Consider the following 19,746-nt stretch of genomic DNA (forward strand, 5'->3'; position numbering starts at 1 on the left):
GGCATCACCGACGGTTTAGGCTGCTTTAAGCCTAGGCGCGTCAACTTGTCGCGTCTAATCGCTAATACTGATCTACCGATAGATGGCGTCGATCAAGAGCTTGGTAGCGATTGCTGAAGAATCGCGAAACAGGCTTCCGCGAGCGCCGAACGCGGGGCGCTGCGACGCATGATCAGCCCTAGCCGGGCAAGGGTTTGAGCGTTTTCGATGGGTTGCAGGCGCAAATGATCGGTGAGTTTTTCCAGGCCTCCGTCCAGCGGCATCACGGCGCAGCAGAATCCGCCGTGCACCGCTTGTAACAATTGGTGGACGGCATCGGTTTGCAGCAACGGCTGCGGGGTGAGGCCGCGACTGTGGAAGTTGTGGTCGATGGACTGCCGAAAATGCATGCCGCTGGTGAGCATGCCCAGCGGCAGTTCGATCAAGGACTCCCAACTCAGCGGCGCCTCGCCGAAACTGAAGAAGCGCTGATCGTAGAGCAGGCCCATGCGGGTTTCGCTGAACGCCAGGGAATCGAAGCGTTCGCCGTCCAGTCGCTCCAGGTACGAAACGCCGAGGTCCAGGCGATTGTTTGCCAGTTGTTCGAGGATTTGTTCAGAACTCAGGGCTGAGAGCTCGAAGCGCAGGTTCGGGTGTTCGGCGTGCAGCCGTTGCATCAGCGGCAGCGGATCGAAGCTCGACAGCGGCACTACGCCCAGACGCAACGTACCGACCAGATTGCCGCGACAGGCAGCCGCCTCGGCTTGCAAGCCGTCGTAGGCCGCCAGCACGGTGCGCGCCCACGCCAGCACCCGTTCACCCGGTGCGGTGAAACCTTCGAAGCGCTGCCCGCGATTGACCAGCGGCAACTCGAGTTCTTCTTCGAGGCTGCGCAAGCGCATGGACAGGGTCGGCTGGGTGATGTGACAACGCGCGGCGGCCTGGCCGAAATGCCGGGTTTCGTCGAGGGCGATGAGGAATTTCAGTTGCTTGATGTCCATCTTCGCTCCAGGGCGCGGGAAGGTTCGGATTCTAGCGCTTGGGGGGAAGCGGCGTCATTGGTCGGGTTGGAACCGCAAGTGACAGCCTTGGTCTAGGCTTTTGCGTCTGGAACCCAAAACCCAAGGAGAGCGCACCATGAGTATTTTTAGCTTTGTGAAAGAAGCAGGCGAAAAACTTATCGATCTGCTGACGCCAGGTAACGCCAATGCCAGCGAGCAGTTGAAGGAACATATCAGCAAGGTCGGCCTGGGTAACCCGAATGTGCAGGCGACGGTGGATGGCGACAAAGTCACCGTGACCGGCGAAGTCGGCAGTCAGGAAGAGAAGGAAAAAATCCTGCTGGCGGTGGGCAATATTGCCGGTGTTGGTAGTGTGGATGACCAGATCACCGTGACCGGGCCGGTGGTGAAGGCTGCGACATTTGTCACGGTTGTGAAGGGCGACACCCTCAGCGCGATTTCCTTGCGCGTGTATGGTGATGCCAACAAGTATCAAAAGATCTTCGAGGCCAACAAGCCGATGCTCAAGGACGTGAACAAGATCTATCCGGGGCAGTCGTTGCGGATTCCCGAGTAAGCCTCAAGACCGTGTGATGGCCATCGCGGGCAAGCCACGCTCCCACAGGTTTTGTGTCGTTCACGTAGTGTGCATTCGACGCAAAACCTGTGGGAGCGGGCTTGCCCGCGATGCAGGCGATAAGGTCTAAAGCCCTTCGATCAGTTCCCGATAATCCCTCACCGCCGCAAACTCGGCCGTGTCCTTCGGACCTTTACGGCTGTCCGGCTCACTCACGGCCAACAGATGCGCCACCCCAAAATTCCGCGCGCTGCGCAGGATCGGCAACGTATCGTCGATAAACAGACTGCGCGCCGGGTCGAAACCGATGTCCGCCTGCAAGGCATCCCAGAACTGCGGGTTTTCCTTGGCGAACCCGTAATCGTGGGAACTGATCAATCGCTCGAAGTACGGCGCCAGTTCGATTCTTTCCAGTTTCAATGACAGCGAATCGCGGTGTGCATTGGTGATCAGCACCACGCGTTTGCCGGCCTGTTTGATGGCGGCCAGAAAGGTGTCCGCGTCCGGTCGCAAGGCGATCAGGTGCGCGGTTTCCAGTTTCAGTTCGCGCACCGGCAGTTTGAGTTCGGCGCTCCAGAAGTCCAGGCAATACCACTGCAACTGGCCGGCGTTGCGTTCGAACAACGGCTGCAATTCCATCTCGGCCATGGCCCGGCTCACCCCGTGCAATTCGGCGTAACGCTGGGGCAGGTGCTCCATCCAGAAATGGTTGTCGTAATGCAGGTCCAGCAGCGTGCCGTCCATATCCAGCAGAACGGTGTCGATGTCGTGCCAGGGCAGCAGGGGCATAAAAAACTTCTCCAGCGGTAAAAAGGATATCCGAGGTAAACAATCAGGATAGGCCGGGTAAAGGCTGGTTTGAAAGCGTCGCGAGCGAAGGGAGTGCAAGGAAAAAACAGGCGAGGACGGGGAGTTTACGAGCTGTAAATGACCCGTCCGAGCCTGTTTTTGACGCAGCAATCCCGAGCGCAGCAGCTTTCAATCAGCCTGTATAGTAACGCGTTCACGCCAAGGAGCTTCTTATGCGCCAGAAACCCACCATCCTCGCCCGCGAGATCGTCGCCACCAGCCGTTTGTTCTGCGTCGAAGAGCTGAAGTTGCGCTTTTCCAATGGCGTGGAGCGCACGTATGAGCGACTGGTGGGCAAGGGCGCCGGTTATGGCGCGGTGATGATCGTGGCGATGCTGGATGCGGACCACGCGGTGCTGGTTGAAGAGTATTGCGGCGGCACCGATGAATACGAGCTGTCCTTGCCTAAAGGCTTGATCGAGCCGGGCGAGGATGTGCTGGCGGCGGCCGAGCGGGAGCTCAAGGAAGAGGCCGGGTACGGCGCGCGGCAACTGGAGCATCTGACTGAGTTGTCGTTGTCGCCCGGTTACATGAGCCAGAAGATCCAGGTGGTGTTGGCCACTGATCTGTACGAAGAAAGCCTTGAAGGCGATGAGCCCGAGCCGATGGGCGTGGACAAAATCAACCTGCGTGAGTTGTCGTCCCTGGCCCAGGACCCGCGATTCACTGAGGGCCGTGCATTGGCAGCACTGTATCTGGCCCGTGATCTACTGACTCAGCGTGGAGTGTTCCAGCCATGATTTTCCCCCATCCGTTGATGGCGCCGGTTATTGAGCTGGCGCTGAAAGCCGGTGAAGCGATTCTGCCGTTTTGGCGTGCCAACGTCGCCGTAACTGCAAAATCCGATGATTCTCCGGTGACGGTCGCCGACATGGCCGCTCACCATGTGATCCTGGCCGGGCTGACGGCGCTGGACCCGAGCATCCCGGTGCTGTCCGAAGAAGATGCCAACATTCCCCAGAGCGTGCGCGCCGGGTGGCAGCGTTGGTGGCTGGTGGACCCGCTGGACGGAACCAAGGAATTCATTTCCGGTAGCGAAGAATTTACCGTCAACATCGCGCTGATCGAGCAGGGGCGTGTGGTGTTTGGCGTGGTGTCGATGCCGACCAACGGGCGCTTCTACGTCGGTGGTGCGGGTCTGGGCGCGTGGCGTGGCGATAAAGACGCGGCGCCTTTGCCGATTCAGGTTCGCGAGGTTCCTGCTGAGGGTGAAGCGTTTACCGTGGTTGCCAGTCGTCGGCATTCAAGTCCTGAGCAGGAGCGCCTGCTGGCCGGGTTGAGCGACAGTCTGGGTGAATTGCAATTGGCCAATATCGGCAGCTCGCTGAAGTTTTGTTTGTTGGCGGAGGGGGCGGCGGATTGTTATCCGCGGTTGGCGCCGACTTCGCAGTGGGACACGGCGGCGGCGCAAGGCGTGCTGGAAGGGGCGGGCGGTGAAGTGCTGGATTTGAGCGGTGCGCCGTTTTGTTATCCGGCGCGGGAGTCGTTGTTGAATGCATTTTTCCTGGCGCTGCCGGCGAAGGCTGCCTGGCGCGAAAAACTGCTGGAACTCGCGCGGGGCTAAGATCGTTCCCACGCTCTGCGTGGTAACGCCTCTAGGGACGCTCCGCGTCCAGTGACGCGGAGCGTCACGGGCTGCATTCCCACGCGGAGCGTGGGAACGATCACCGGTGGAGTACGTACTGCCCGGTAAACTTCACGGCATCGTCATTACTGTCCGTATTGACGATCCGCGAATGCAACGTCAACCGCGCCCGTCCATACCGCTTATACATCGCCAAAAACTTCTTCCACACCGCCGCACTCGGCGCATGGCAAATCGCTGTCGCGTCCATGGTCACCGGCAGCGGATAGCTGATCTGTCCTTCCTGAATCACGATGTGCCCGCCTTCAACCCCTTCTTCACGCAAACGCAGATGCAGCCAGCCCCAACCGGCCAGCACCGCGCCGCAATACAGGCTGCCGCCGAACATGGTGCTTTTATGATTGACGTTGGCCTCCAGCGGCAAGTGCAGGCGCAGTTGCTGGTCGTGCCAGTCGAGCACTTTGAGGCCCATGTCCCGTGTAAGGGGAATGTCGCGATGGAGGACTGATTCCAGATGACGGCTGTCGCGGCTCATGCACGGATCTCTTTTTTGAAGATGATGGTTTGACGGTAGCTCAATCGGATTCGTCGGTGTGGCTGCTGCCACTGTCGGCGAAGTTCAGCCCGTGCTTGCGCAGCTTGTCGTGCAAGGTCTTGCGTGGGATGCCAAGGGCTTCGGCGAGGCTGCGCACCGAGCTGTGAGAACGCGCCAGTTCGGCGGCGATCAAGCTCTTCTCGAAGTTTTCCACTTGTTCGCTGAGACCGCCGCTGACCACGTCGACCGTCATGCCGACAGCGCCATCCGCTGCGCTGTTGTCCAAGGCCAGTTCCAGGCCCAGGGCAAAGCGTTCGGCAGCGTTCTGCAATTCCCGCACGTTACCCGGCCAGGTGTGGCGCAGCAGCAGGGCGCGTTGTCCCGGTTGCAACTCGTGGGGTGGCAGACCGTGACGAGCGCTGGCTTCGTCGGCGAAATGCTGGAACAGCATCAGCGCATCTTCGCCACGCTCACGCAGCGGCGGAATACGCAGCGGTGCGACGTTCAGCCGGTAATACAAGTCGGCACGGAAGCGGCCCTGATCGGCGGATTGACGCAGGTCTTCCTTGGTCGCAGCGATGATGCGGATGTCCAACGGGATCAGCTGATTACCGCCCAAGCGCTCGACGACCCGCTCTTGCAGCAAACGCAGCAATTTCACCTGTACATCCAGGCTCATGCTTTCGATTTCATCGAGGAACAACGTGCCGCCATTGGCGAATTCGAACTTGCCGATGCGACGCTTTTGCGCGCCGGTAAAGGCGCCTGGCTCGTGACCGAACAGCTCGCTTTCGACTACCGACTCGGCCAGGGCGCCGGCATTGATCGCTACGAACGGACCGTTACGACGGCTCGACAGATCGTGCAATGCACGTGCGACAACTTCTTTACCGGCGCCGGTTTCGCCAAGGATCAGTACATCGGCCTTGGTCGCCGCCAATGCACCGATCTGCTCGCGCAGGCGCAGCATCGGCGCCGATTGCCCGACCAGTCGAGTGCTCAGCTCATTGCGATCGCTCAGGGCCAGACGCAGGCTGCGGTTGTCCAGCACCAGCCGGCGCAGGGCCAGGGCGCGGCGCACGCTGTCGAGCAAGGCGTCGCTGGCAAAGGGTTTTTCCAGAAAGTCATAAGCCCCGGCACGCATGGCTTGCACGGCGAGTGGCACATCGCCGTGACCGGTGATCAGCAGCACTGGCAGTTCCGGGTCCTGGGCATGCAGTTCAGTCAGCAATTCGAGACCGTCCATGCCCGGCATGCGGATGTCACTGACCACCACGCCGGGCCAGTCACGCTCCAGTTGCGCGGCCAGGCCTTTGGCTTCAGCGAGCGGCAGGATTTTCAGGCCGGCGAGGTCCAGGGTCTGGCTCAGGGCTTGTCGCAGGTGCGGATCGTCGTCGATCAGCACGACCTGGATGCGGTTGTCGATGGTCATGCACTTCGGTCCTCGGACGGTTGCAGGCTCACACCCGGTGCGCCTGCACGCAGCTTCAGGGTAATCAGGGCGCCACCTTCCTTGTGGTTGGAGAACGACAGTTCACCACCGAAGGCGCGCATCAGGGTTTCGCAAATCGCCAGCCCTAACCCAAGTCCCTGAGTGCGAGTCTTGGTGGTGTAGAAGGGCTCGCTGGCGCGGCCAAGTGCCTCCAGGCAGAACCCGGGGCCATTGTCGCGAATGTACAGATTGACGCCGTCGGCAGTGGATTGGGCACTCAACCAGAGCTTACGCGGCGGGCCTTTTTCCGTCAGGGCGTCCAGGGCGTTAGCCAGCAGATTGCCGAGCACCTGACGCAGACGGGTTTCCCCGGCCTCGACCCACAGGGTGGCGGCCGGCAAGTCGCGGATCAGCTCGACTTCCATGCTGCGTCGACGCTTGGCCAGCAGCGCCAGCGCATCGTCCAGCGCCGGTTGCAGGGCGACGCTTTCCGGGGCGTGGCGATCGCGCCGGGCGAAGGCGCGCAGGTGGGCGATGATCGAGGCCATTCGCCCGGTCAGTTCGCTGATCAGCTTGAGGTTGCCGCGCGCATCGTCGGTGCGCTGATGATCAAGCAGCACCTCGGCGTTTTCTGCGTAGCTGCGGATCGCCGCCAGCGGCTGATTCAATTCGTGGCTGATGCTCGCCGACATGGTGCCGAGGGCTGACAGTTTGCCGGCCTGCACCAGATCATCCTGAGCGCGAACCAGCTCTTGCTGGGCCTGTTCGCGTTCCAGCACTTCCTGTTTCAACCGACGGTTGAGGCCTTCGAGGTCGCTGGTCCGCTCGGCTACCCGGCCTTCCAGCTCGCGACGGGCCTTGGCTTCGAAGGCGATTCGTTCGAGGTAATGCCGACGGCGCTGCATCATCAGACCCAGCAGCAACATCAAGACCAACAATGTCGCGCCGCCGATGGCGACGACCGTGCGTACCGGGCGATCGATCAAAGTGCGTGGGGCGAGGATGCTGACGTTCCAACCGGTTTCTGCGATTGGCTGGGTTTGTGTCAGCCAGGCGTTGGGGTTGAGCCGCAATGGTTTGGGATCACGGGTCGGATAAGGTTGAATCGCGGTGATTGCCTTTCTTTCGTCTTCGCTCAACGGGCGGGTCGAGCGGAATCGCCACTCGGGCCGCGACGTGAGAATGACCACGCCGTTATGGTCGGTCAGCAGCAGTTGTTCCGGGGTTTTGCCCCAGAGGCTTTCGGTGTGGTCCAGGTCGACCTTGACCACCAGCACACCGATGATCTTTTCGCCGTTACGCACGGCGGCGGCGAAGAAATAGCCGCGCTTGGCCGATGTCGTGCCCAAACCGAAAAAGCGCCCGAGCCGCCCGGCCATGGCTTCGCTGAAATACGGCCGGAAGGAAAAATTACGCCCGACGAAACTGTCGTGTTTGTCCCAATTGGACGCGGCCAGGGTCTTGCCCGTGGTGTCCATCAGGTACATGACTTCGGCGCCGGTCTGGGCGCTGATGTTTTTCAATAAGCGATTGGCGTTGCCCTGGGTGACGCCATCGTCGGGCGCGCCGAGGACGGCTCGCAGGGCCGGCAGATCGCCGAGGATCTGCGGCAACACTTCATAACGGTGCAGGGTACCCAGCAGGTTGGCGACATAAAGGTCAAGGGTCTGACGGTTCTGCCCGGCCAGTTCGCTGCGGTAGTAACGCTCGGCCAGATGCTCCAGCGGCCACAGCAACGGCGCTAGGCACAGCGCGAGCAGGGCCAGGCTGCGCCAGCGGGGTCTGCGGGGGAGGGTTGGAGTCATGAGCATCGGGCGCCTGTGGGTACAGACGCATTATGCCTAGGCTTGCGGGCGCAGTCTGCGCGCCTTGGGTCAGGCACGTTTGCGCGGTGAAGATTCAGACGGTGTTTCAAGAAAAGACGTCAGCGTCCTTGAAGAGCGCGGCAGCCTGATCTTTATGGGACAGTTTCGGTGCTTCATCCAGTTGCCAATCGATGGCCAGGTCCGGATCGTTCCAGCGAATGCTGCGCTCGGCGGACGGGGTGTAGTAGTCGGTGGTTTTGTAGAGGAATTCGGCGAACTCGCTCAGCACCACGAAACCGTGGGCGAAACCCTCCGGGACCCACATTTGACGATGGTTCTCGGCGGACAGACGCACGGCCACCCATTTGCCGAAATGTGGCGAGCTGCGGCGAATGTCCACAGCCACGTCGAGAACTTCGCCGACTGTGACGCGAACCAGTTTGCCCTGAATGTTTTCCAGTTGGTAATGCAGGCCGCGCAGTACACCTTTTTGCGAGCGGGAATGGTTGTCTTGAACGAAATTCGTCTCCAGGCCAGTCGCTTCTTTGAAAGCCTTGGCATTGAAGCTTTCATAGAAGAAACCGCGCTCGTCACCAAATACCTTGGGTTCGATGATCAGAACACCGGGAAGGTCGGTGGTGACTACTTTCATGGTCTTTCTCCAGCAATAGGTGTTGATGGGAGTCATTCTTGCGCAAAGTGGCGGCCGGTGCGAGGGGTGCGGTTGTTCAGGCGATAAAATCCTCGAAGTCGCGGTGGTTGATCAATAAATGGGCTAGCGATCTCCAGTCTGTTAATCAACCTCACCGAAATACCACTGTTCAGCCTCATAGGATTGACCGTCAGAATCTTCAGAGGTATAGCGCAATCCTCTTTCCTTCATTCCGTTTGGAAGCGTCAGGCCCCATTCTACCGCCAGGCTTTTGTCAGTTAGGCAGTGCTCACTGCCGAGCGACGGGATATGCCCTCTGTGATATTCCAGATCGGTGTAAATGCAGATTTCGCTGATGAACATTTCAGGCAGGCAAATGACCGCGACTACCCGACAGTCGATGGCATTTTCTGGTCTTGCCTGAAGCATGTGGTTTGCAGCGTTGATCATCTGCTGGGCGCATTCTTTGCGTATGGCAGCAGTAGCTTGTTTGCCCTCTACCAGTGTCGTGATAACCGGAATCTTCCAGTTGCTGTATTTCTGATCGAGAGTGAGGTCGTCAGGAAAATACCCCTCGAAGCGACAACTCCAGGCCGCAAGCGCTTTCAGTCGACGTGGGATGTTGCGGATTTTTTTGTTTGAGAGTGCAAGGCGCCGCATTGTCATGGTGTTCGTTTCTACCTTGAAAGGTTCGTGTATCCGTACAAGTCATAGGATGGGGTCAAGGTCCGCCCGAAGGCAATCCGAGATTGGCGTAGGAAAGTTCACCTGAGAGGTTGCTGGCTTGTAGGGGGTTGCGTATCGCTCAAAGCAGTGGCGATATAAGCGCCTAATAAAATTTCAGGGGTCGTTGTATGCCACTCGCCACGTTGATTCATCGCGCCAGTTTGCCCAGCCCGCAAGTGTCTGCGGAGCAAGCGCTTGAGCTGCTGAAGGGACATTACGGGCTGAGTGGAAGGTTGCAGGCCCTTGGCAGCCAGCAGGATCTTAACTATCGGGTCGACAGCGACCAGGGGCGTTTTGTCCTGAAAATCTGCCGTGGCGATTACTCGGCGCTGGAGCTGCACGCCCAGCACGCCGGGCTTAGGCATTTGGGTGAACACCCTGATGTGCATGTGCCACGAGTGATTCCCGCCAAAAACGGTGCAGACCTTCTCTCCCTGGAAATCGGCGGCCAACCGGTGCACGTGCGCCTGCTCGATTACATCGAAGGCCAGTCGCTCACTCACCTGGATCATCTACCCGGTTCAGTGGTGGCCGGTTTCGGTCGGCTCTGCGGTGAAATGGACTTGGCCCTGGCCGGTTTCGATCATCCGGGCCTCGAACGCACCCTTCAATGGGATGCCCGTCACGCCAACGCGCTGATCGCGCATTTGCTGCCGGTCATCAACGACGACCAGCAACGCCGGCTGATCGCCGATGCGGCTGAACAGGCCGAGCGTCATTTGCAGCCGCTTGTGGATAAGCTGCCGGTGCAGGCGATTCACATGGACATCACTGACGACAACGTGGTGTGGCGGCGAGATTCACAACGCCAGTGGCAATTGCAGGGCGTGATCGATTTCGGCGACCTGGTTCGTACCTGGCGCATTACTGATTTGTCGGTGACCTGCGCGGCGCTTCTGCACCACGTTGATGGCGATCCGTTCTACATTTTGCCGGCAGTGCAGGCCTATCACGCTGTCAATCCGCTCACGCATGAAGAGCTACTGGCGCTCTGGCCGTTGATCGTCGCCCGAGCGGCGGTGTTGGTGCTCAGTGGCGAGCAGCAGGTCAACATTGATCCGGGCAACGAATACAGCCGCGACAATCTCACCCACGAGTGGGAGATTTTCCGCGTCGCTACATCGGTGCCGTTGGCGCTGATGGAAGCGGCGATCCTGACCTCGGTCGGCCAGAACCTGCCGAGCATCGGCAGCGAAGGCTTCGCGCCGCTACTACCGAGTCTGGTCGGGCGTGAGTTTGCGTTGATCGATCTGGGCGTGCTCAGTCCGCATTTCGAGGCCGGCAACTGGGAACAGGAGGGGATCGATCAACGTCTGTTGACCGAAGCCGCCGCGGCTCATGGTCTGGCGGCCAGTCGTTATGGGCAATATCGCTTGTCCCGCACCCGGCCGGACAGCGCCACTGAACCGGACACTTGCCCATTGCACGTCGAATTGCGAGTGCCCCACGGCACGACGGTCGAGTCACCGTTTGCCGGGGTGGTGCATCAGCCCGAGGCGGGTGTGCTGCAACTGGACGGCCCACAACTGAGCGTGCGGTTGTGGGGCGTGACGCCGTCGCTGCACACGGGCGCAGCGCTGGTCAAAGGCCAGGTGCTGGGTTCGGTCAGCGGGCCGTTGGTGGTGCAGTTGTGCCGAGGCGCTTCGTTCACGGCGCCGTTGTTTTGCACGCCGTCTCGCGCGGCGGCCTGGCAAGCGTTGTGCCCGTCACCGGCGGTGCTGCTGGGACTGGCCTGTGACGCCGAAGAGGAACTCGATTCGCAGACGTTGCTGGCACGCCGTGACGCCAGTTTCGCCCGTACCCAGAAGCACTATTACGTCGATCCACCGCGCATCGAACGCGGCTGGCGCAATCACCTGATCGACATGCAGGGCCGTTCCTACCTCGACATGCTCAACAACGTCGCGGTGCTTGGCCACGGTCATCCGCGCATGGCCGCGGTCGCCAGTCGTCAGTGGTCACTGCTCAACACCAACTCGCGTTTTAACTACGCGGCGATTGCCGAGTTCTCCGAACGTTTGCTGAAACTGTCGCCGGATTCCATGGACCGGGTGTTCTTGGTCAACAGCGGCAGCGAGGCCAATGACCTCGCGATCCGTTTGGCTTGGGCCTACAGCGGCGGTCGCGACATGCTCAGCGTGCTAGAGGCTTATCACGGCTGGACAGTGGGCGCGGACGCGGTCTCGACCTCGATTGCCGACAACCCGAAGGCTTTGAGCAGCCGTCCGGACTGGGTGCATCCGGTTACTGCGCCGAATACTTATCGCGGCGAATTCCGTGGGCCAGGCAGCGCGCCGGACTACGTGCGAAGCGTCGAGCACAACCTGGCGAAAATTGCTGAGCAGAAGCGTCAGCTGGCCGGTTTCATCTGCGAGCCGGTGTACGGCAATGCCGGCGGTATCTCGTTGCCTCCGGGGTATTTGAAGCAGGTTTACGCGATGGTTCGTGCCCAGGGCGGTGTCTGTATCGCTGACGAAGTGCAGGTCGGTTACGGCCGCATGGGCAACTTTTTCTGGGGTTTCGAAGAGCAGGGCGTGGTGCCGGACATCATCACCATGGCCAAAGGCATGGGCAACGGCCAGCCGTTGGGCGCGGTGATTACCCGTCGGGAAATCGCCGAAGCGCTGGAGGCTGAGGGCTATTTCTTCTCGTCGGCCGGCGGCAGCCCGGTCAGTTGTCAGATCGGCATGGCAGTGCTGGATGTGATGGAGGAAGAAAAGCTCTGGGAAAACGCTCAGGTCGTGGGCGGGTATTTCAAGGAACGGCTTGAAGCGCTGATCGATATTCATCCGCTGGTGGGCGCGGTGCATGGTTCCGGCTTCTATCTGGGTGTCGAGTTGATCCGCAATCGCGAAACCCTGGAACCGGCGACCGAAGAAACCACGGCGCTGTGTGATCGGTTGCGCGAACTGGGGATCTTCATGCAGCCGACTGGCGATTACCTGAATATCCTCAAGATCAAACCGCCGATGGTGACCTCGCGTCAGAGCGTGGATTTCTTCGTGGATATGCTGTCGAAGGTGCTCGCAGAGGGTCTGTAAATACCTATCCCCTGTGGGAGCGAGCTTGCTCCGGGCGGCGTTCCGACGATAGCGGTCCACATTGAACATCAATGTTGGCTGGTCTGGCCTCATCGCGAGCAAGCTCGCTCCCACAGGTATAGCGTCAAAGTCAGATTTTTATCTGGGTTAATTGAACAAATTCCGACAGAGAGACGGTTTATAGCTTTTAAAGCCGATTTATATCGGCTATAAAGTCACCGCTGCCCCGGTGCGGACTCACCACGCCCGGTGCTTCCCATTTCTGTCATTGGTCGATGCCACACTCGGCCCTCAAGCAATTCCCCGGAGATGATTCATGAGCCGTATCGTTACCGTCGCCGCCACCCAGATGGCCTGTTCCTGGGACCTTGAAGCCAACATCGAGACCGCTGAGCGGCTGGTCCGTGAGGCCGCGGCGAAAGGCGCGCAGATCATCCTGATCCAGGAACTGTTCGAGGCTCCGTACTTCTGCCAGAAGCCGAACCCGGATTACCTGCAGTTGGCCACGACCGTTGAAGACAACGTCGCCATCAAGCACTTCCAGAAAGTTGCCAAAGAACTGCAAGTCGTTTTGCCGATCAGCTTCTACGAACTGGCGGGCCGCGCGCGTTTCAACAGCATCGCGATTATCGATGCCGACGGCAGCAACCTCGGGATTTATCGTAAAAGCCATATCCCGGACGGCCCTGGCTACCACGAAAAGTACTACTTCAATCCGGGCGATACCGGCTTCAAAGTCTGGAACACCCGTTACGCGAAAATCGGCGTGGGTATCTGCTGGGACCAGTGGTTCCCGGAATGCGCTCGCAGCATGGCGTTGCTCGGTGCGGAAATCCTGTTCTACCCGACCGCGATCGGCAGCGAGCCACACGACAAGACCATTTCCTCCCGCGATCACTGGCAGCGCGTGCAACAAGGCCATGCCGGCGCCAACCTGATGCCGCTGATCGCCAGCAACCGTATCGGCAACGAAGAGCAGGACGGTTACGACATCACCTTTTACGGCTCATCGTTCATCGCCAACCAGTTCGGAGAGAAGGTTCAGGAGCTCGACAAGACCGAAGAAGGCGTGCTGGTTCAAAGCTTCGACCTCGATGAGCTGGAGCACATCCGCAGCGCGTGGGGTTCGTTCCGTGATCGTCGCCCGAACCTGTATGGCACACTAAAGACCCTCGACGGTTCCCTGGAGTCCTGATCGCTATGACCACTTTGAACAGCACCCCTCGCGCTGATGGCTTTTACATGCCAGCCGAATGGGCGCCGCAAACCCAGACCTGGATGATCTGGCCCGAGCGTCCGGACAACTGGCGCCTGGGTGGCAAACCGGCGCAGGCCGCGCACGTTGCGGTGGCCAAAGCCATTGCCCGTTTCGAACCGGTGACCGTGGCGGTTTCCGCCGGCCAATACGAAAACGCCCGTGCCCGTCTGGACGTGCCGAATATTCGTGTGGTGGAAATGTCCAGCGACGACGCCTGGGTTCGCGACACTGGTCCGACGTTTGTCATCAATAACAGTGGCGAAGTCCGTGGTGTGAATTGGGACTTCAACGCGTGGGGCGGTTTCGACGGTGGTCTGTATTCGCCGTGGAATCGCGACTCGCAGGTCGGCGGCAAGATCCTCGAGATCGAACGCAGCCAGCGCTACCGCACCGAGGGCTTCGTGCTCGAAGGCGGTTCGATCCACGTCGATGGCGAAGGTACGCTGATCACCACCGAAGAATGCCTGCTCAACCGCAATCGCAATCCGCACATGAACCGTGCAGAGATCGAAGCGGTGCTCAGTGCGAATCTGGCTGTGGATAAAATCATTTGGCTGCCGGACGGTTTGTTCAACGACGAAACCGACGGCCATGTGGATAACTTCTGCTGCTACGTGCGTCCGGGCGAAGTGTTGCTGGCCTGGACCGATGATCCGCAGGACCCGAACTACCCGCGTTGCCAGGCGGCAATGAAAGTGCTGGAAAGCAGCACCGACGCCAAGGGTCGCCCATTCACGGTGCACAAGATGCCGATTCCGGGGCCGCTGTATGCGACCGAAGAAGAGTGCGCTGGTGTTGATCCGGTGGACGGGACTCAGGAACGTAACCCGACCGTGCGTCTGGCCGGTTCCTACGTGAATTTTCTGATCGTTAACGGCGGCATCATCGCGCCGAGCTTTGACGACCCGTTGGATGGCCCGGCAAAAGAGATTTTGCAGGCACTGTTCCCGCAGCACGAAGTGGTGATGGTGCCCGGCCGCGAACTGTTACTGGGAGGCGGTAACATCCACTGCCTTACCCAACAACAGCCAGCACCGCACAAGGAGTGAGTGAGGTTGTAACAGCTTGAGTTGATTGCAGAATCGGTTCGGCAAGCGTTTTGCCTTCCCGCCTTGTAGAGAGCCCGCGGTCCTTCAGGACCGCGGGCTTTTTTGTATCCGCTTGTCGACAGTTAGGAAACCTTGGCACAGCTCTTGTATCTCTCATGGTGCAAAACAGGGAGGGGGAGAACTGCGATGTTCTGTCATAAACCTTGGATAAGTTAGCCGCTCACAAACCAGGAGAGAGCGCGGAAATGAACGCCGAAATGAATGTGGTGAGCGAGCGGGCGTTGCATCCCCTGGCAGTAAACAGCGAATCGCTCCAGGTCCTGGCACACTGGTTAAAGTCCAATGGAACGCGTCAGATCAGAGAACCTGATCCGCGCCGGATGATGATCGAACGCTACCCCGCTGGTTTATTCAGCGAAGCGGAGCTGGAAGCGTTGTGGGATGTGATGGAAGGATAAGAAGAAAAACAACGGATTGGTAAAAGCGCTGCCGGGATGGCGGCGCTTTTTTATGGGCGAAGGTTTTTTGCCCCTTGATGATCGTTCCCACGCTCTGCGTGGGAATGCAGCCCGGGACGCTCCGCGTCCCAAGAGCGGACGCAGAGCGTCCGGTGAGGCATTCCCACGCGGAGCATGGGAACGATCAGTAGGTGGCGGGTGTTTAGAAGCTGTAGGTCCCGGTCACAACCAGGCTGCGCGGTTCACCCGGCTGAATCTGCGCCGCACTGGTGGCCGACGAGTAATAGGTCTTGTCGCTGATGTTATTCAGCGCCGCACGCAAATCCCAATCCTTCTGCCGGAACCCTGCTAATGCATCCCAACGCCCATAACCCGGCAGGACGGTGGTGTTGAGGTTGTCGGCATAACGCTGGCCCACCAGGGTCAGACCGGTTTCGGCGTACCAGCCCATTTCCGGTTTCCAGGTCAGGAACAGGCTGCCGTTATGCTTGGCCACGTTGCTGGTGCGTTTGCCTTCAAAGCCGTTGTTGTCCTTCTCGACCGTCGCGTCCTGCACACCCACGCCACCGCGCACATACCAGTTGCCAGCGATCTTGCCGGTGCCGGTCAACTCGACCCCGCGGGAACGTTGCACGCCGGTCATCAAGGTAACGGTCGGATCGTTGGGATCGCTGGTACGGCGGTTGTAGAGTTCCAGTTCGTAGATCGCCAACGTGGTACTCAGGCGGTCATCGAGCCAGTCGCTCTTCACGCCGATTTCCTTTTGCTTGGTCAGCTCGGGACTCAGGTCGTTGCTGTTGCCGGCGGCGCCTGGGGTGATGCCGATCAAACCACCGCCGACCGGGGAAAACGTCTTGGTCCAGGAGGCATAGAAGGAATGATTCTGCAGCGGCGTCCACACCAGTCCTACACGCGGGCTGGTGCTATGGCTGTCGCGATCTTCGGAAATGTCCCGCAGCTTGTTGGTCGACTCGATGTCGAAGGTGTCGTAACGCAAGCCGGCCAGCAGTTGCCATTGATCGTTCAGACGCAGTTGGTCCTGCACGTACACCGCACGGCTTTCGACTTCTGTGTGAGTGCTGCTGGACACTTGCATCCGCCCGGTATGGCGCAAATTGCGGTCGGGGTTGTACAGGTCCAGTGCCGGCACCGGCTGAGTCCCGCGCCCGGTGGCCGCGTTGTACAACGTAGGGTCGCGCCGCTGGCTGCCGATTTCGATACCGGTCAGCAAGCGATGCTCAAGGCCGAACGTGTCGAAACCGCCTTCCAGTTCGACGTTGCTGTACACGTTGCGGGTGGTCAGGTCCTGTTGCCAGTGCTGGCGCGTGACCTTGTTGGTCGCCGGGGTATAACCCGTCAGGTAGGTGTTGTCGAAATCGCTGTTGAGCTTGAACACGCCCAGGGTGTGGCGCAGCTGCCAGTTGTCGCTGAGCTCATAACTGAGTTTCGAGCGCAGGGATTGCGACTTGTCGTCGATGAAATCGTGTTCGCTACCGTAGGTCGTATCCCGTCCTACGTCCGCCGGGCGTCCGTTTACACCGGGAATACCGCGATCCGGCGTACGGTTGTAGCGGCTGTATTCGTACTGCACCAGCCAGTTCAGGTCCGGCGTCAGTTGCCAGCTCATCGACGGAGCGAACAGTTGGCGATTGCCGCTTACGCCGTCGCGGAAGCTGTTTTGATCCATGTTGCCCATGTTCAGGCGCAGGCTGATGTTCTCGCTCGGGTCGGCGCTGAGGTCGGCGTAAAGGCTGCGCAAATCATCGCTGCCGCCCTGGGCCTCGATGGTCGAGCGGCGACCGAATTCAGGCAGTTTGCTGACCCGATTGACGATCCCGCCCTGACTGCCACGGCCATACAAAACAGCGGCCGGGCCTTTGAGCACTTCGATGCGTTCGATGTTGTGCAAATCGCGCACGTATTGGCTGTCGTCACGGATGCCGTCGAGGTAGAAGTCGTTGCTGGCGTCGAAACCGCGGATGCGCAGGCTGTCGAAGCGCGTGTCGGCGCCGCTGCTGACGTTGGGGATGCCGCTCAGCGCGGTGCCCAGATCGTTGGTGCCGTAATCCATGACGTTCGCGGATTTGATCGAGTCGATGGCTTGCGGAACGTAGCGCACCGGCGTGGCAGTGCGGGTCGCGGTGCTGGTTTCCTTCACACGCGGGTCATCGGCTTCAGCTTCGGCGCTGATCGACGTTTCGGGTAAAACGGTGGTGGCGGCGCAGGCAAAACCGGCAGAGAGAAATGCAGAAAGCCCAAGGGTGACGGGCGTCAGGCGAAAGGGGGCAGGCATCTGAAGCGCATCCGAAAAGGTGGAGTAATCCGAGGGCGCGAATGGTAATGCTTGCTATTTGCTTCCGTTAATTATTCTTGAAAGGTTTCACTGTTTGATTATTTCGAATTGTGTCGAGATGGCTACAGTGGGGCCGTGATGCCATTCGACCGATTCATGAAACAGACTGAAAGCCATTCCAGCGTTTTTCAGAAGCGGGCGGAGGACTAATCTGCCGGCATCTCGTTTTCCTACGCTTTTGCCGGAGTTTTCCATGATTCTTCACTACATTTACGACCCGTTGTGCGGCTGGTGCTATGGCGCAAAACCGCTGGTGCAAGCCGCTCAGGCTGTGTTGCCAGTGATCGCCCACGGCGGCGGCATGATGACCGGCGCCAACCGCCAGACCGTCTCGCCACAACTGCGTAATTACGTGATGCCCCACGACCGGCGCATTGCCGAGTACACCGGCCAGCCCTTCGGCGAAGCGTATTTCGAAGGTTTGCTGCGCGATGAGACAGCAGTGTTCGATTCCGCACCGCCGATTGCCGCGGTGCTGGCAGCCGAGCAGATCGCCGGCCGTGGACTGGAGTTGCTGGGGCGTTTGCAGAGTGCTCACTACGAGGAAGGTCGACGCATTGCCGATGAAGCTGTGTTGTCAGAACTCGCGAAAGACATCGGTCTGGAACCTCAAGCGTTCCAGGCTGCTTTCAAAGCAGCTGAAACCGATCGCCACATCAAGGACAGTCGAGCACGCTTGGCCGAAGTCGGCGGCCAGGGTTTCCCGACTTTCGCCCTGGAACACAACGGCCAATTCACCCTGATCGATATCGGCCCGTGGCTCGGCAAGCCGCAAGCCTTTGCGGCATGGCTGAGTCAGTCGCTTCCCACACAAGCGTCGTCATCGGAGCTTCAAGCCTGTGGCCTGAACGGCTGCGCCGATTGACGTCGACAAGTGATTTCTTAGACGTTTTTCGCCTATTTACAGACGATTCATGAAATTGACACATCGTTAAGGGCGCGGCTAGGATTCGCCCCACGCCTGTGGCTAACCGCCATGACTCATAAAATAACAAAAAGGCCCGCCACGATTTCTTCGTGCGCGGGCCTTTTTGTTTGGGGTGAAAAAAGAGTGCGATAGCGCCGTTTCAGCCGTTCGACACAGCGCGTATCAACCGATCATAAGGAAAAGAACAAAATGTTGAACAAGCGAATCAGCCTGATCGCTCTGGGGATGTTGAGTGCTACACAGGTCATGGCTAACGACCAGGCCGAATCCAAGGGTTTTGTTGAAGACAGCAGCCTCAAAGTACTGCTGCGCAATGCCTACATCAATCGCGACAAAAAAGACGGTAACGACGACCAGCGTGAATGGGGTCAGGCTGCCATCGGCACCTACACCTCGGGCTTCACCCAAGGTACCGTCGGCGTAGGCGTTGATGCCTTCGGTCTGTACGGCTTGCGTCTGGACCGTGGTAGCCACAGCGGCGGCCAAGGCATCGACTTCTTTAAGGAAGGCGATAGCGGTAACCCGGCCGGCGACCTGGCCAAAGCCGGTGGTGCGGTAAAATTCCGCGTATCCAGCACCGTTCTGACTTACGGCGACCAGATGCCTGTCCTGCCGGTGTTGAGCTACGACAACGGGCGTCTGCTGCCGGAAAGCTACACCGGCACCCTGATCACCTCCAAGGAGATCAAAGGCCTGGAGCTGAACGCCGGTCGCTTCACCGCCGAATCGCGCAAAAGCGCTGAAGGCCATGACAGCGGCGGCCTGAAGTCGATCAACGTGTTGGGCGGTAGTTACCAGTTCACCGAACAGTTCAAGGCTGCGCTGTACGCCTCCGACGTCGAAGACGTGCTGAAGAAGCAATACGTGAACGCCAACTACGTATTCCCGATCGACAAGGATCAGTCCCTGACCCTGGACTTCAACGGCTACCGCACCAAGCTGGACGATTCCTACGTCCGCGACAGCGGTGCCACCGGTGACGACAACAAGATCTGGAGCCTGGCCGCCACATTCGCCACCGGCGCGCACTCGTTCACGCTCGCCCACCAGCGCAGCACTGGCGACAGCAACCTGGGCTACCCGTACGGCGGCTACCAGAAAGACCAAGGTCGCGTCGGCGATGGTGGCAACACTATCTACCTGGCGAACTCCTACTGGTCCGACTTCAACGCCGAAGACGAACGCAGCTGGCAGTTGGGCTACGGCCTCGACTTCAGCACCTTCGGAATTCCAGGCCTGAGCTACAACTTCGCCTACGTACGTGGCGACAACATCACCACCTCCACCAGCGAAGGCGGTACCGAGCGCGAAATCTTCAACCAGTTCAAGTACGTCGTGCAAAGCGGCCCGGCCAAAGACCTGAGTGTGAAACTGCGCAGCTCGATCCTGCGTGTCTCGCAGAAATCGAGTGAGTACAACTCCAGCGGTAACGAAGTGCGTGTGTTCGTGGATTACCCGATCAACATTTTCTGATGATCGGTTGCGCCATCGAGGCCTGATGCAAGGCTGAGAAAGAAA

17 protein-coding genes are annotated in these 19,746 nt (G+C 59.5%); 9 read left to right on the top strand and 8 right to left on the bottom strand.

Annotation, left to right across the window (positions count from 1 at the left end; translation table 11 throughout):
• Positions 1 to 92 precede the first annotated feature (92 nt).
• The gene (locus tag ACMXYI_RS08220) at positions 93 to 980 is read right to left on the bottom strand and encodes a LysR family transcriptional regulator (RefSeq protein WP_283189635.1); all 888 of its coding nucleotides are present in this window, start codon (positions 978 to 980) and stop codon (positions 93 to 95) included.
• Positions 981 to 1,116: 136 nt separating this feature from the next.
• Between ACMXYI_RS08220 and lysM the strand changes: the two genes are divergently transcribed.
• Positions 1,117 to 1,557 (top strand): peptidoglycan-binding protein LysM, encoded by a 441-nt coding sequence (gene lysM, locus ACMXYI_RS08225; protein WP_017335932.1) that lies wholly within the window; start codon positions 1,117 to 1,119, stop codon positions 1,555 to 1,557.
• Between the two features lie 126 nt (positions 1,558 to 1,683).
• On the opposite strand, the gene yrfG is transcribed toward lysM, so the two are convergent.
• Positions 1,684 to 2,346 (bottom strand): GMP/IMP nucleotidase, encoded by a 663-nt coding sequence (gene yrfG, locus ACMXYI_RS08230; RefSeq protein WP_415772722.1) that lies wholly within the window; start codon positions 2,344 to 2,346, stop codon positions 1,684 to 1,686.
• A 233-nt stretch (positions 2,347 to 2,579) separates the two neighbouring features.
• Between yrfG and nudE the strand changes: the two genes are divergently transcribed.
• A complete protein-coding gene (gene nudE, locus ACMXYI_RS08235) occupies positions 2,580 to 3,146 on the top strand; it encodes an ADP compounds hydrolase NudE (RefSeq protein ID WP_415772724.1) in 567 nt (188 codons plus the stop codon).
• The gene (gene cysQ, locus ACMXYI_RS08240) at positions 3,143 to 3,970 is read left to right on the top strand and encodes a 3'(2'),5'-bisphosphate nucleotidase CysQ (protein ID WP_415772726.1); all 828 of its coding nucleotides are present in this window, start codon (positions 3,143 to 3,145) and stop codon (positions 3,968 to 3,970) included. Before nudE ends, cysQ begins: the two co-directional genes overlap by 4 nt.
• Before the next feature lie 100 nt (positions 3,971 to 4,070).
• Here cysQ and ACMXYI_RS08245 read toward each other — a convergent pair whose 3' ends face one another.
• From ACMXYI_RS08245 to ACMXYI_RS08265, 5 genes are all read right to left on the bottom strand, one after another.
• Positions 4,071 to 4,526, bottom strand: a complete 456-nt coding sequence (locus ACMXYI_RS08245; protein ID WP_046052222.1) for a YiiD C-terminal domain-containing protein — start codon at positions 4,524 to 4,526, stop codon at positions 4,071 to 4,073.
• A gap of 40 nt (positions 4,527 to 4,566) precedes the next feature.
• Positions 4,567 to 5,958 (bottom strand): sigma-54-dependent transcriptional regulator, encoded by a 1,392-nt coding sequence (locus ACMXYI_RS08250; protein ID WP_415772728.1) that lies wholly within the window; start codon positions 5,956 to 5,958, stop codon positions 4,567 to 4,569.
• Positions 5,955 to 7,763, bottom strand: a complete 1,809-nt coding sequence (locus ACMXYI_RS08255; protein ID WP_415772730.1) for a sensor histidine kinase — start codon at positions 7,761 to 7,763, stop codon at positions 5,955 to 5,957. Before ACMXYI_RS08255 ends, ACMXYI_RS08250 begins: the two co-directional genes overlap by 4 nt.
• Positions 7,764 to 7,869: 106 nt before the next feature.
• Entirely contained in the window at positions 7,870 to 8,415 is a 546-nt protein-coding gene (rfbC, locus tag ACMXYI_RS08260) for a dTDP-4-dehydrorhamnose 3,5-epimerase (protein WP_415772732.1), read from the bottom strand.
• Between the two features lie 141 nt (positions 8,416 to 8,556).
• A complete protein-coding gene (locus tag ACMXYI_RS08265; protein WP_415772734.1) occupies positions 8,557 to 9,081 on the bottom strand; it encodes a DUF3916 domain-containing protein in 525 nt (174 codons plus the stop codon).
• A 188-nt stretch (positions 9,082 to 9,269) separates the two neighbouring features.
• On the opposite strand from ACMXYI_RS08265, the gene ACMXYI_RS08270 reads away from it, so the two are divergent.
• From ACMXYI_RS08270 to ACMXYI_RS08285, 4 genes are all read left to right on the top strand, one after another.
• Positions 9,270 to 12,182 (top strand): aminotransferase, encoded by a 2,913-nt coding sequence (locus ACMXYI_RS08270; protein WP_415772736.1) that lies wholly within the window; start codon positions 9,270 to 9,272, stop codon positions 12,180 to 12,182.
• A 316-nt stretch (positions 12,183 to 12,498) separates the two neighbouring features.
• A complete protein-coding gene (gene aguB, locus ACMXYI_RS08275; RefSeq protein WP_415772738.1) occupies positions 12,499 to 13,377 on the top strand; it encodes an N-carbamoylputrescine amidase in 879 nt (292 codons plus the stop codon).
• Between the two features lie 5 nt (positions 13,378 to 13,382).
• The gene (aguA, locus tag ACMXYI_RS08280; RefSeq protein WP_415772740.1) at positions 13,383 to 14,489 is read left to right on the top strand and encodes an agmatine deiminase; all 1,107 of its coding nucleotides are present in this window, start codon (positions 13,383 to 13,385) and stop codon (positions 14,487 to 14,489) included.
• Positions 14,490 to 14,734: 245 nt separating this feature from the next.
• Positions 14,735 to 14,947, top strand: coding sequence for a hypothetical protein (locus ACMXYI_RS08285; RefSeq protein ID WP_046045525.1), 213 nt, complete (start codon positions 14,735 to 14,737; stop codon positions 14,945 to 14,947).
• A 202-nt stretch (positions 14,948 to 15,149) separates the two neighbouring features.
• Here the strand turns inward: ACMXYI_RS08285 and ACMXYI_RS08290 are convergent, their stop codons facing one another.
• On the bottom strand, positions 15,150 to 17,240 hold the full coding sequence (locus tag ACMXYI_RS08290) for a TonB-dependent receptor (protein WP_415772741.1): 2,091 nt from the start codon (positions 17,238 to 17,240) through the stop codon (positions 15,150 to 15,152).
• 253 nt (positions 17,241 to 17,493) lie between these two features.
• On the opposite strand from ACMXYI_RS08290, the gene ACMXYI_RS08295 reads away from it, so the two are divergent.
• Positions 17,494 to 18,165 carry a DsbA family protein gene (locus ACMXYI_RS08295; RefSeq protein ID WP_415772743.1) on the top strand — a complete coding sequence of 224 codons (672 nt, stop codon included), beginning with the start codon at positions 17,494 to 17,496 and terminating at the stop codon, positions 18,163 to 18,165.
• 252 nt (positions 18,166 to 18,417) lie between these two features.
• Positions 18,418 to 19,701: an OprD family porin gene (locus tag ACMXYI_RS08300; protein WP_415772744.1), complete on the top strand. Its 1,284-nt coding sequence runs from the start codon at positions 18,418 to 18,420 to the stop codon at positions 19,699 to 19,701.
• The last annotated feature ends 45 nt before the right edge of the window (positions 19,702 to 19,746 follow it).

It is taken from the genome of Pseudomonas lyxosi (genome assembly GCF_047758685.1).
Taxonomy (GTDB): Bacteria; Pseudomonadota; Gammaproteobacteria; order Pseudomonadales; family Pseudomonadaceae; genus Aquipseudomonas; species Aquipseudomonas lyxosi.